Here is an 11,799-nt window from a genome sequence, read left to right as displayed (position 1 = left end):
GGTCAGCGCGCCATGCTCGACGTGACGATGAAGCGCTCGCCATCGGGGGTGGTGCCGATCTCGGCGGCGACACTATAGGTGGCCGCGATCCGCTCGGGCGTCAGCACCGCATCGGGCGCGCCCTGCGCGATCGCCTCGCCATCGCACAGCAGCAGGATCTCGTCCGCCACGCGGAGCGCGTGACCCAGATCGTGGAGCACGACGATCACCCCTGCCCCGCCGCGCGCGACATCGCGCAGGCATGCCAGCGTCTCGAGCTGGTGCGCAGGATCGAGATTGGCGAGCGGTTCGTCGGCGAGGAGCCATTGCGGCTCGCCCGCCAGCACCCGCGCCATCAGGACGCGCGCGCGTTCGCCGCCCGAGAGCGCAGTCATCGTGCGGCTGGCGAAGCGGGCAGTATCGGTCGCCTTCATCGCGCGCGCCACCGCCTGGCGGTCCGCCTCGGTCTTGCCCCAGCGCGGACGGTGCGGATAGCGGCCGAGCGCGACCAGCGTCGCGACATCCACGTCCCAGTGCACGTCGCCGCCCTGGGGTAGCAGCCCGATCTGCCGTGCCAGATCGCGCAGGGCAAAAGTCGAACGCGGTTGTCCACCGAGCAGCACCTGCCCCTCATCCGGGGTGTGGAGCCCGGCGAGGCAGGCGAGCAGGCTCGACTTGCCCGCGCCATTGGGGCCCAGCACGGCGGTAACGCGCCCTGGCGCGAATGCGGCGCTGATCGGTCCCAGCACGCGCCGCCCGCCCAGGCGGAGCGTGATGCCCTCGACCGCGAGCACGCTCATGCGAACCTCCGGCGCATCCGCAACAGCAGGACAAGGAAGAACGGTCCGCCAAGCATCGACATCGCGATGCCGAGCCGCAATTCGCTGACGGTCGGGATCGCGCGCACCAGGCTGTCGGCAAGCAGCAGCAGCAGCGCGCCCGCCAGCGCCGAGGGCAGCAGCACCGCCGAGGGCCGGTTGCCGACAAAGGGCCGGACCAGATGCGGCACGATCAGCCCGACAAAGCCGATGATCCCCGCCGTCGCCACCGATGCGCCGACGCACAAGGCGACGCCAATCACGATCAGCAGCTGCAGCCGCCGGGGATCGACGCCCATCGACCGCGCGGCGGACTCGCCCAGCGTCAGTGCATCGAGCGTGCGTCCCGTGAACGCCAGCAGCAGGCACCCCAGCGCGAGCAGCGGAACGGCAAGCCGCACGTCGTCCCAGCTGCGATCGGTCAGCGCGCCCATCAGCCAGGTCACGATCTGGGCGGTGGCAAAGGGCGTGGGAGCGAGGCTGATCGCCAGCGCCGTCATCGACCCGGCCACGCTCGAGAGGATCACCCCCGCCAATGTGAACACGATGATGCTGCCCGACTGACCGACGAGCAGCGCGAGCAGCGCCATCGTGATCGCGGCCCCCGCCAGCGCGAAAGCCGGCAGCAGCCAGGGCGCGGCGGCATAGCCGAAATAGAGCGAGATCACCGCGCCCAGCGCCGCGCCCGAGGACACGCCGAACAGTCCGGGATCGGCCAGCGGGTTGCGCAGATAGCCCTGCATCGCCGCGCCCGACAGGCCCAGGCCCGCCCCCACCAGCGCGGCCAGCACCGTGCGCGGCAGGCGCAGCTCGGCGATGATCGGCCAGCGCGGATCGCCCGCGATCCACGCGTCGAGCGGGATCCAGACCTTTCCGGCCATCAGCGACAGCAGCATCGCCGCGAGGATCACGACGCAAAGCCCAAGGTTGAGCGACAGCGACCGGCTCATAGCGCGCGCCTGATCCGGGCCAGGTGCGCGACCGCGTCGATGATTGTCGGGCCGCCGCAGTGCAGCAGGCGCTCAGGATAACGTCGCACGGCAATCGCCTGGAGCAGGCCCGCCAGCACCGGATGGCGCAGCATCCGGTCGCTGCTGTCCTCTGCTCCGACCGACAGCAGCACCTGTGGGGGGCGGGCGACCAGATGCTCGAGCGGCAGGACGTCCCATTGCTTCAGGCCGTAATCGCCGCTCATGTTGCGATAGCCGGTGCGGCTGAGCAGCTCGCTCGCCAGCGTGCCCTCGCCCGGCACCAGCCCGCCGCCCTGCCAGATTAGCGCAGCGGGCGCGGGGCCATGCTGCACCGATGCTGCGCGAACGGCCGCATCGATCCGCGCCACCAGCCTCTCACCGCGCTGCCGCTGCTGGACCGCCGCTGCGATCGTGCGGATCTGTTCCTGGCTCTCGGCGATGCTCTCTGGCACGCCGATCTGCACCAGGCGGATGCGCATCCGATGGAGGGCGGCGATGGTCGCCGGTGCCACATGCGCACCGGCGATGACGATGTCTGGAGCCTGTGCGACCACCTCTTCCGCTGTCCCCGAGGTCGCCGCGAAACGCCGGGCCAGGTCGACCGGGATCGAGGTTGCGCGCGGATCGTGCGAATAATGGCTGATCGCGGCGATCTGCCCGGGCTCTGCCACCTGCATCAGCACCGCATCGACGCACGGGTTGATAGAGACGACCCGGGGCCGCGTTGAACCTGCGTTGCGTGCGTCATCCTGCGCGGCGCGGTCAGCCGCCTGCGAGGCGCAGCCCGCGACCGCAACCGCCAGCGCCAGGGCGCAGGCGCGGATCAATATTCCACGCCCTTCTGCGCCTTGAACCCGGCCTTGTACGGATGCTTCACCTCGCCGAATTCGGTAACCAGATCGGCAATGGCAATCAGCTCCGGCTTCGCGCTGCGCCCGGTGATGCAGATATGCTTGGTCAGCGGGCGGTCATTGAGAAACGCCACGATCTCGTCGATCGGCAGCGTATCCTGCCGCAGCACGATGTTCAGCTCGTCGAGGATGATGAAGTCATAATCGGGGTCTAGGATCAGCTGCTTCGAGCGTTCCCAGGCCGCACGCGCCGCCGCGATGTCCTTTGCGCGGTCCTGCGTGTCCCAGGTGAAGCCCTCGCCCATCACCTCGAAGGTCAGCAGATCGGGATTGGCCTGGAAGAAATTCTTCTCGCCGGTCTCCCAGCTGCCTTTGACATATTGCACGATGCCGACCTTCATCCCCCAGCCCAGCGAGCGGATCGCCATGCCGAAGGCGGAGGAGGACTTGCCCTTGCCGTTGCCGGTATGGACGATCAGCAACCCACGCTCCAGGGTGCGGCGCGCCTGCATGCGTTCGCGCACGGCCTGAACGCGCTTCATCCGCGCATTGTGGCGGGCGAAATCCTCTTGCGTGTCGGTCATGTCATTCTCCAGCCGCTAAGGGCTTCGTCCAGTCTCGCCCAATCGCTCTCGTCACGCGGAAGTCCGATCCGCAGCCAGCAGGGTTCGTAATCGAACGGCCGGGTGAGCACGCCCGCCTGCGCCAGATAAACGAACAGGCGGTCTCGGTGGCGGACGGAGACGAGCGTGAAGAATGCGGTGCACCCGACAATCGCGATTCCATGCCGGGTCAGAAGTTCGACCAGCCGCTGCGATGCGGTGGCCAGTCGCGCCCGCTGTGCGATTTGCCATTCCGCATCGCTGTAAGCCGCCAGCCCGGTCGCCAGCGCCGGACCCGAGATGGGCCAGTCGCCGATCAGCGCGCGCAGCTCGGTTCCGATCTCTTGCTGCGCGACCACGAAGCCCAGGCGCAAACCTGCCAGCCCAAAGAACTTGCCGAAGGACCGCAGCACGATCAGTCCCGGCCAATCGCTGCCCGCCAAGCTGTTTGCCGGGTCCGCATCTGCGAAAGCTTCGTCGACGATTACATGGCCACCGCGCTTGGCTACAGTCAACGCCGCCCATTCCAGCAACAGAGGATCGGCAACAAGACCATCAGGGTTATTCGGCCGGGCAAGCACAAGAACGTCATGAGCAGGTGCCATGAGCCCGATATCGTCGAATGCGCATGCCGCTGGCTTGTAAGCGCCCCACATTGCTGCATGACCCGAATAGCCCGGCCGGACAATGGCCGCGCGGAAAACGAAGGATCTGCGTCCCAGCATCAGCCCGAGCAACCGCATCGCAAGGTCACTTCCGGGCACCGCTACGACCCGTTTCGGGTCCACCCCGAATGAGACCGCGGCTGCCGCTTCCAGCTTCGCAAGGTCGCCCGGATCAGGCAACTGCTCTGCTGCTGCGGCAGTCAGGGAGACCGGGTAGGGCCATGGCGCGATCCCCGTCGACAGATCGGTCCAATTCTCAATATGCGGAAAGGCCGCGCGCGCGAGATCGATCCGCCCGCCGTGACGGGCGAATTCGCCGACCAGCGCGCGGGGCGTGCCCTGCATCAGTAGCTCAGCCGCACGCCGACATAGCCGGCGCGGCCCGGCGTACCATAGCGGAACACCGTCTCGTAGCGCTCGTCGAACAGGTTCTCGATGCGCCCGTACAGCTCGATGCGGTCGGTGATCGGGAACGCCGCGCGCAAGTCCGCAAGCACATAGCCTTCGACCTTGCGGCTGTTATTGGCATTGTCGAAACTCGTACCGACATGGGTCAGCGTGATCCCGGTCTCCAGCCCGAAGCTCCAGCGGTAATCGAGCAGCGCGGTGACGCTGTGCTGCGGTCGCCGGACGAGCTGGCGGCCGAAATTGACATTGCCGGGCGACCGGTTGGTGGCGTCGGTATAGGTATAGTTCGCCTGCAGTCGCAGCGCATCGACCGGCTGCATCATCAGGCCAATCTCGACCCCTTCGGCGCGCGCCTTGGACACATTGTCATAGGTGCCCGAAGGACGCCCGGCGCAGATGCCGGTGCGCGGCAGCGGGCACGAGATGAAGATGATCAGATCGTCGGAATCGCGGCGGAAATAGGTGGCGCTGGCCTGAAGCCGTCCCTCGACCAGATCCTGCGTGATGCCGGCATCCCACCCCTTCGAGCGCTCTGGACTCAGCAGCCGGTTACCGAAATCGCTCTGCAGCTGGAACAGCGAGGGTGCCTTGAACCCTTCGGCATAGCTGGCGCGCAGCGTGGTGCCGGTCGCCGCAATCGCGTAGACGCCGCTGGCCCCCAGCGTCGTCGCGCCGCCGAACCGGTTGTGATCGTCATGCCTGACGCCGCCGGTCAGCGTCAGGCTCCGGACCGGGCTGGCGACGAGCTGCGCGTAGACGCTGTCGATCCTGGCGCGGCCGATCGAGGGCACCGCGCCGAAGCTGCTGCTCGAAAAGCGCGAGGTCTCGCGCTCGAGCCCGCCGGTCAGCTGCCATCCCTCGGCAATGTCGAAAATGCCCTGATATTCGATGCGCTCGTTGCGGCCATGGCCGGCAAAGGTCTCGCTCGGCACGCCGTCGAGCGCGATGCTGCGCCGCCGCGTATCGGTATAGGCATAGCCCAGCCGGTTGCGGAAGCGTCCGTCGAACAATGCCGCGTTGATCCCGGTATAGCCAACGAACTCGCGGGTGCGCGATTCCTCGTTCACGTCGCCAAAGGCAAAGCTGGGCGGCGGAAAGCCGTCGATATTGACCCGGCCTTCGGAATACCAGCCGCGCGCATCGACCGACAGCCAGTCGGTCAGCGCCAGGTTGAAATTGCCGTTCGCGCCGTAATTGCGGTAACCGTCCTTCTCGGTGCCGCCGCGCGCCTCGCTGAAGGCCGAAATACCGTCGGTGCGGAAATAGCCCGCGCCGATACTGGCCGATAGCGGCCCTGCCTTGCCCGACACATTGCCGACCAGCTGGCCGGTATCGCGATAGCCATATTCGCCACGCAGGTTGACACTGAGCCGCTCGGTCGGCTGGCGCGTGATCATGTTGACGACGCCGCCGATCGCCTGGCTGCCCCACAACACCGAGGACGGGCCGCGCAGTACCTCGATCCGATCGATATTGCCGACCAGCAGGTTGCCGAAATTGAAGCCGCCGCCGGGCGACGAGGGGTCGTTGAGCTTGATGCCATCGACCAGAGCCACGGTCTGGTCGCTTTCCGCACCGCGGATCGAGACCGATGTCGACGTGCCGATGCCGCCGTTGCGCACGATGGTGACGCCCGGCACGGTGCGTAGGATGTCGGCAACGGCCTGGGTCTGCCGACGCTCGATCTCCGCGCTGTCGAGCACGGTGATCGACTGGCCTACCTTGTCGAGCGATTGCGCCGTGCGATTGGCGGTGACGACGATGACCGGCTCGCGCGCGCCGGCGCCCGCTGCAATGTCCTGCGCGAAGGCGGGAGTGCTCACGCAGGCGCAGACGGCAAGCGTGGATAGGGTGTATTTCAAAAATGCATCAGGCATGGCTATCCCCTGTCAAAACAACAAGGGGTTACACGCGCCGATGGCACGACGGATCAGTCGCTGGCTTGTCACCCGCGCGCGAACCCCGACCGATGTCGTCACGCGAGGATGAACCTCGATCACGCTGAACACCCCGTCCGCGCAAAGGACCGACTGCGTCAGGCAGGTCTCCTGGCTCCCGGGTCATCGCATTCGCCCCGCCTTCCCGGAGGCCGAGGCCTCCAGTGGCATATCAGGGCGACCGCTATCCGGTCACAGTTGCGGGGACAGCCGCGGATTACAGGGGTTTATCCCTGCTTCCGCGTTCCCTATTAATCCCATCTCTGGGAACCTGTCGCGTAGCCGCATTATTGCGAGTGAAAACGCTTTGCAAGGGAAATGGGTCGATGCGGTGCTGACATTCATCTTGGGCGGTGCCCGCTCCGGCAAGAGCGAGCGGGCGCAGGCACTGGCAGAGAGCCAGTCGGGCAAGCTCGTCTATCTGGCCACGGCGCAGGCTTTTGACGATGAGATGGCCGACCGGATTGCGCGGCATCGGCAGGATCGCGGACCGCGCTGGCGCACCGTCGAATGCCCGATCGACCTGCCAGAAGCGATCACGCGCGAGGCCGCGCCAGGCCGCGTGCTGCTTGTCGACTGCCTGACGCTCTGGACGAGCAACATACTTTTAAACGAACTGAATTTCCCCGCAGTGTCGAAGCAGCTGATGGATGCACTTCTGGCGGCCAAATCGCCGATAATATTGGTCAGCAATGAAGTCGGGATGGGCATCGTCCCGGACAATGCGCTGGCGCGCCGGTTTCGCGACATGGCGGGACGGCTCAATCAAGACATCGCCGCCATCGCGGATCGCGCCGAGATCATGTTTGCGGGACTCGTCGTGCCGCTCAAAGGGTGAGCATAGAAGCTCAGAAGCCTCAGCAACAGGCTGTGGCGGAGTGGACGAAGCCATGATCACTGGTGAGCCGAAAAGGCACCCCGGGACCGGCATTTGAGCCAGCCCCGGGGCATGAGTTTCGACGAGTCCGGCGGGACAATTCTCGTCTGGGCAAGAAGCATCTTGCTGGCGGCCCGATGGCGCATGGCAACGTGAAACATCCATGTGGATCAACGCCTTGCGACATGAAATCCTCGTGAAACCCGCGCCCGATGCCGAGTGAACAAAGCGATTTTCATGCGTTTTTCATGCCGCGGGCGGCTTTTGCCCCGCGCATTTTCACGCATCGGAGGCGCACCTGACGCTCCGCTAAACAAGGAGCTCATATGTCCTTCGATCTTGCGCTGGCCGGCATCGTTGCCGTCGGCCTGCTCGTCTATCTCGTCGTCGTCCTGATGACCCCGGAGCGCTTCTGATGGAGCGCGCATCCCTGTTCGAGCGCAAGCTGGTGGTCCCGGCCCTGCGCGATTCCTTCGTCAAGCTCGACCCGCGCACGCTAGTGCGCAACCCCGTGATGTTCACGACTGCCGTGGTGGCTGCCGTCGCCACCGTGGTGATGGTGCGCAATCTGGCCATCGGCAGCGGCGATCCGCTGTTCGAGGGGCAGCTGGTCTTCTGGCTTTGGCTGACCGTGCTGTTCGGCAATTTTGCCGAGGCGCTGGCCGAAGGGCGCGGCAAGGCGCAGGCACAGTCGCTGCGCTCCACCAAGGATCAGCTTGTCGCCTATCGGCTGTTGCAGAATGGCTCCGTCGAGGAGATTCCGGCGACCCAGCTCCACGCAGGTGATGTGGTGCGGGTCATCCAGGGGCAGCTCATTCCCGCTGATGGCGAGGTCATCGCCGGGGTGGCCTCGGTCAACGAGGCGGCGATCACCGGCGAGAGCGCGCCGGTCATCCGCGAGGCGGGAGGCGACCGGTCTGCGGTGACCGCAGGCACCATGGTCATCGCCGATCAGATCGACATCAAGGTCACGGCAGAACCCGGCAGCGGGTTTCTCGACCGCATGATTGCGCTGGTCGAAGGGGCCAGCCGCCAGAAGACGCCCAACGAGATCGCGCTGACCGTTCTGCTCACCGGGCTAACGCTGATCTTCCTGATCGCCGTCGGCACCCTTCCTGCCTTTGCCGCCTATGCTGGGGGCGAGATTGCCGTGCCGGTGCTGATTGCGCTCTTCGTCGCGCTCATTCCCACCACCATCTCGGGACTGCTCTCGGCGATCGGCATTGCGGGCATGGACCGGCTGATCCGTTTCAACGTGCTCGCCAAATCGGGCCGCGCGGTCGAGGCGGCGGGGGATATCAGCACGCTGCTGCTCGACAAGACGGGCACGATCACCATCGGCGACCGGCAGGCGAGCGAGTTCGTGCCGCTGCCAGGCGTGGCCCTTGGCGATCTGGTCGCGGCTGCGCGCCTCTCGAGCTTGGCCGATACGACGCCCGAGGGCCGTTCGATCGTGGCGCTGGCGGGCGACGGCGATGCGATGCCCGAAGGGGCAGAACCCATCGCCTTTACCTCGCAGACCCGGGTAAGCGGGCTGATGATCGGCGAACGCGCGCTAATCAAGGGTGCGGTCGATGCCGTGCTGCGGCGACTGGGCGACAAGGCCGATCCGACCGCTGCCGCCGCGCTGCGTCAGGCATCCGAGGGCATTGCCCGGTCGGGCGGCACGCCGCTGGCCGTCGCCGATGGCAACCGGCTGCTCGGCGTCGTCCACCTCAAGGACATCGTCAAGGCGGGCATCCGCGAGCGCTTTGCCGAACTCCGCCGCATGGGCATCCGCACGGTCATGATCACCGGCGACAATCCGCTCACCGCCGCCTCGATCACGGCCGAAAGCGGGGTGGACGACTTCCTCGCCGAGGCGACCCCGGAGGACAAGCTGGCGCTGATCCGCAAGGAACAGGCCGGCGGCAAGCTGGTCGCGATGTGCGGCGACGGCACCAACGATGCGCCCGCGCTGGCGCAATCGGATGTCGGCGTCGCCATGAACACCGGCACCCAGGCCGCGCGCGAGGCGGGCAACATGGTCGATCTGGACAGCGATCCGACCAAGCTGATCGAGATCATCGGCATCGGCAAGCAGCTGCTGATGACCCGCGGCGCGCTGACCACCTTCTCGATCGCCAATGACGTCGCAAAGTATTTCGCGATCCTGCCCGCGATCTTCGTCGTGCTCTATCCATCGCTGGGCGTGCTCAACGTGATGGGGCTGGCAACGCCGTCGAGCGCGATCCTGTCCGCGATCATCTTCAACGCGATCATCATTCCGCTGCTGGTGCCGCTGGCGCTCAAGGGCGTGGCCTATCGACCGATGCCCGCCGCCAGCCAGCTGCTGCGCAATCTGGGCATCTATGGCCTGGGCGGCGTGGTCGCGCCGTTCATCGGCATCAAGCTCATCGACATCGCCGTTGCCGGCCTCGGCCTGGCCTGAGCGAGAGGACATTTCATCATGCTTGCATCCTTGCTTACCGTCGCGCTGATCGTCGGCGGTGCCGCACTGCTCTCCTGGCCGCTGGGCCGGTTCATGGCGGCGCTTTTCTCCGGTCGCTACGCCAAGGCCGATATACTGTTCGCACGCATTGCCGGTTCGTCGAAGGACCAGGACTGGAAAGCCTATTCGGTCGCGCTGCTGGTCTTCAACGCGGTGATGTTCGCCTTCGTGTTCGCGCTGCTCTCGCTTCAGCACCTGCTGCCGCTCAACCCGGACGGCCAGGGACCAGCCTCGATCCACCTCATCTTCAACACCACGGCCTCGTTCGTGACAAATACCAATCTCCAGCATTATTCGGGCGAGAGCACCTGGAGCTATCTGGCGCAGCTGGCCGGGCTGATGTGGCTCCAGTTCGTGTCCGCCGCGACCGGCATCGCCGCGCTCGCCGCGCTGGCGCGGGGGATTGCAGGCCACCCGAGCATGGGCAATTTCTTCATCGACCTGCAACGCGCCGCGTTCTGCGTGCTGCTGCCGATCGCGCTGGTCGTGGCTCTGTCGTTGGCGGCATCGGGCGTGCCGATGACGCTGGAAGGGGCAGCGCAGGTGACGACGCTGGAAGGCGCAGCGCAGACCATCGCGCGTGGCCCCGCCGCAGCCTTTGTCGCGATCAAGCAGCTCGGCACCAATGGCGGCGGCTTTTTCGGCCCCAATTCGACGCACCCGTTCGAGAACCCGACGCTCTGGGCGAATTTCATCGAGATGTTCGCGATCATCATCATCCCGATGGCCTGCGTCTGGATGTTCGGCCGGATGATCGGACGCATCCGCCATGCCGGAGCCATCTTCGGCGTGATGGCGGCGCTGCTGCTGGTCAAGATCACGGCGGTCATCGCCTTCGAGGCTACGCCGAGCCAGGCCTTTGCCGACCTGCCGATCGAACAGAATGTGGGCAATCTGGAAGGCAAGGAACTGCGCCTCGGTGCCACCACCGGCCCACTCTGGGCGGCGATCACCACCTCGACCAGCAACGGCTCGGTCGGCGCGATGCATGACAGCCTGAACCCGCTCGCAGGGCTGGTCCCGATGGCCGGCATGTGGCTGAACGAGACCTTTGGCGGCGTCGGCGTCGGCATGATCAACATGTTCCTCTACATCATCGTCGCGGTGTTCGTGGCGGGCATGATGGTCGGTCGCACGCCGGAATATCTCGGCCACCGGATCGAGGGGCGCGAGATGCGGCTGGCAGTGCTGGCGTTGATCAGCCACCCGGTGCTGATCCTGGGCGGCACCGCGCTGTTCGCGGCGACCAGCTGGGGTGTCGATACGCTCGCCAATAGCGGCGCGCACGGCTTCTCGGAGATCCTCTACGAGTTCAGCTCGTCGGCGGCCAATAATGGCTCGGGCTTCGAGGGACTCGGCGACAACACCGCGCCCTGGAACTGGGCGACGGGCATCGTGATGCTCATCGGCCGCTATCTGCCGATCCTCGTTCCGCTCGCTATCGTCGGATCGTTGATGGCCAAGCGGCGCAGCGCCGAGAGCGCGGGCACGCTGAGCGTGGAAGGCAACACCTTTGGTATCATGCTGCTGATCACCATCCTGATCTTCGGCGCGCTCACCTTCTTCCCCGCTGCGGCACTCGGACCGATCGCCGAACATGTCACGCTGATGCGTTGAAGCCAGGCCAGACAAGGAACACCATCATGAATCATATCCTCCCCTCGCTGCGGCTGTGGATCGCGACATTGCTGATCTGCGTCCTGGCCTATGGCGCGGTTGTCCTAGGCTTTGCTCAGACCGTCGCGCCCTTCCAGGCCAATGGATCGATCATCGTGCAGGATGGCAGGCCTATCGGCAGCCGGCTGATCGCGCAGAATTTCACGCAGGATCGCTATTTCTGGCCGCGTCCCTCGGCCGCCGATTACAACGGCATGGGGGCGATGGGCAGCAACCTGTCGCCCACCAGCGACAAGCTGAAGCAGCGCGCCGCCGAAACCGTGTCGCGATACGCCGCCGCGCAGGACGATCCGATCCCGGCCGATCTTGTCGCAGCATCCGGTGGTGGGCTTGACCCGCATATCTCGCTCGCCGGTGCGCGCTATCAGGCCGGACGTGTCGCCGCTGCACGCGGTCTGCCGGTACGCAGCGTCGAGGCCGTGATCGATCGCCTCGCCTTTGCCCCCGGTGGAGCGTTCGCCCCGGACCGGATCGTTAATGTGCTCGAGCTGAATATGGCACTCGACAAGCTGGGCCGCTAAGG

Annotated in this window: 11 protein-coding genes and 1 riboswitch; of the genes, 5 read left to right on the top strand and 6 right to left on the bottom strand. The window is 66.1% G+C overall.

Annotation, left to right across the window (positions count from 1 at the left end; all coding sequences use genetic code 11):
* Window positions 1-2: 2 nt before the first annotated feature.
* The 6 genes from FG486_RS11935 to FG486_RS11910 are packed head-to-tail and all read right to left on the bottom strand — an operon-like array spanning window position 3 to window position 6,171.
* Window positions 3-779 carry an ABC transporter ATP-binding protein gene (locus FG486_RS11935; RefSeq protein WP_066282999.1) on the bottom strand — a complete coding sequence of 259 codons (777 nt, stop codon included), beginning with the start codon at window positions 777-779 and terminating at the stop codon, window positions 3-5.
* Complete coding sequence (locus tag FG486_RS11930; protein WP_181267640.1) at window positions 776-1,747, bottom strand: FecCD family ABC transporter permease; 972 nt, start codon at window positions 1,745-1,747, stop codon at window positions 776-778. The genes FG486_RS11935 and FG486_RS11930 overlap by 4 nt, the downstream gene beginning before the upstream one ends.
* Window positions 1,744-2,595 carry an ABC transporter substrate-binding protein gene (locus tag FG486_RS11925; protein ID WP_181267639.1) on the bottom strand — a complete coding sequence of 284 codons (852 nt, stop codon included), beginning with the start codon at window positions 2,593-2,595 and terminating at the stop codon, window positions 1,744-1,746. The genes FG486_RS11930 and FG486_RS11925 overlap by 4 nt, the downstream gene beginning before the upstream one ends.
* Window positions 2,592-3,203, bottom strand: a complete 612-nt coding sequence (gene cobO, locus FG486_RS11920; RefSeq protein ID WP_066283013.1) for a cob(I)yrinic acid a,c-diamide adenosyltransferase — start codon at window positions 3,201-3,203, stop codon at window positions 2,592-2,594. The genes FG486_RS11925 and cobO overlap by 4 nt, the downstream gene beginning before the upstream one ends.
* A complete protein-coding gene (locus FG486_RS11915; RefSeq protein ID WP_181267638.1) occupies window positions 3,200-4,231 on the bottom strand; it encodes a threonine-phosphate decarboxylase in 1,032 nt (343 codons plus the stop codon). Before FG486_RS11915 ends, cobO begins: the two co-directional genes overlap by 4 nt.
* The gene (locus FG486_RS11910) at window positions 4,231-6,171 is read right to left on the bottom strand and encodes a TonB-dependent receptor plug domain-containing protein (RefSeq protein WP_181267637.1); all 1,941 of its coding nucleotides are present in this window, start codon (window positions 6,169-6,171) and stop codon (window positions 4,231-4,233) included. Before FG486_RS11910 ends, FG486_RS11915 begins: the two co-directional genes overlap by 1 nt.
* Before the next feature lie 144 nt (window positions 6,172-6,315).
* Window positions 6,316-6,521, bottom strand: a riboswitch (cobalamin riboswitch).
* A gap of 53 nt (window positions 6,522-6,574) precedes the next feature.
* On the opposite strand from FG486_RS11910, the gene cobU reads away from it, so the two are divergent.
* The 5 genes from cobU (at window position 6,575) to kdpC (ending at window position 11,797) form a co-directional block, all read left to right on the top strand.
* On the top strand, window positions 6,575-7,069 hold the full coding sequence (gene cobU / locus FG486_RS11905; RefSeq protein WP_338401621.1) for a bifunctional adenosylcobinamide kinase/adenosylcobinamide-phosphate guanylyltransferase: 495 nt from the start codon (window positions 6,575-6,577) through the stop codon (window positions 7,067-7,069).
* 365 nt (window positions 7,070-7,434) lie between these two features.
* A complete protein-coding gene (gene kdpF, locus FG486_RS11900; RefSeq protein ID WP_116969614.1) occupies window positions 7,435-7,524 on the top strand; it encodes a K(+)-transporting ATPase subunit F in 90 nt (29 codons plus the stop codon).
* Complete coding sequence (gene kdpB, locus FG486_RS11895) at window positions 7,524-9,539, top strand: potassium-transporting ATPase subunit KdpB (RefSeq protein ID WP_181267635.1); 2,016 nt, start codon at window positions 7,524-7,526, stop codon at window positions 9,537-9,539. Before kdpF ends, kdpB begins: the two co-directional genes overlap by 1 nt.
* Window positions 9,540-9,557: 18 nt before the next feature.
* Entirely contained in the window at window positions 9,558-11,216 is a 1,659-nt protein-coding gene (gene kdpA, locus FG486_RS11890; protein ID WP_181267634.1) for a potassium-transporting ATPase subunit KdpA, read from the top strand.
* A gap of 26 nt (window positions 11,217-11,242) precedes the next feature.
* The gene (gene kdpC, locus FG486_RS11885) at window positions 11,243-11,797 is read left to right on the top strand and encodes a potassium-transporting ATPase subunit KdpC (RefSeq protein WP_181267633.1); all 555 of its coding nucleotides are present in this window, start codon (window positions 11,243-11,245) and stop codon (window positions 11,795-11,797) included.
* Window positions 11,798-11,799: the final 2 nt, after the last annotated feature.

Source organism: Blastomonas ursincola (genome assembly GCF_013607875.1).
In the GTDB taxonomy this organism is placed as follows: domain Bacteria; phylum Pseudomonadota; class Alphaproteobacteria; order Sphingomonadales; family Sphingomonadaceae; genus Blastomonas; species Blastomonas ursincola.
The sequence above is the reverse complement of the archived record's forward strand: the minus strand, read 5'-3'. Positions and strand labels throughout refer to the sequence as shown.

Bases quoted from the DNA above. Each gene is read 5' to 3' on its own strand.
- cobO (WP_066283013.1), bottom strand. From the start codon at position 3,203: ATGACCGACACGCAAGAGGATTTCGCCCGCCACAATGCGCGGATGAAG.
- FG486_RS11910 (WP_181267637.1), bottom strand. From the start codon at position 6,171: ATGCCTGATGCATTTTTGAAATACACCCTATCCACGCTTGCCGTCTGC.
- kdpC (WP_181267633.1), top strand. From the start codon at position 11,243: ATGAATCATATCCTCCCCTCGCTGCGGCTGTGGATCGCGACATTGCTG.
- kdpB (WP_181267635.1), top strand. From the start codon at position 7,524: ATGGAGCGCGCATCCCTGTTCGAGCGCAAGCTGGTGGTCCCGGCCCTG.
- FG486_RS11930 (WP_181267640.1), bottom strand. From the start codon at position 1,747: ATGAGCCGGTCGCTGTCGCTCAACCTTGGGCTTTGCGTCGTGATCCTC.
- kdpF (WP_116969614.1), top strand. From the start codon at position 7,435: ATGTCCTTCGATCTTGCGCTGGCCGGCATCGTTGCCGTCGGCCTGCTC.
- FG486_RS11935 (WP_066282999.1), bottom strand. From the start codon at position 779: ATGAGCGTGCTCGCGGTCGAGGGCATCACGCTCCGCCTGGGCGGGCGG.
- FG486_RS11915 (WP_181267638.1), bottom strand. From the start codon at position 4,231: ATGCAGGGCACGCCCCGCGCGCTGGTCGGCGAATTCGCCCGTCACGGC.
- kdpA (WP_181267634.1), top strand. From the start codon at position 9,558: ATGCTTGCATCCTTGCTTACCGTCGCGCTGATCGTCGGCGGTGCCGCA.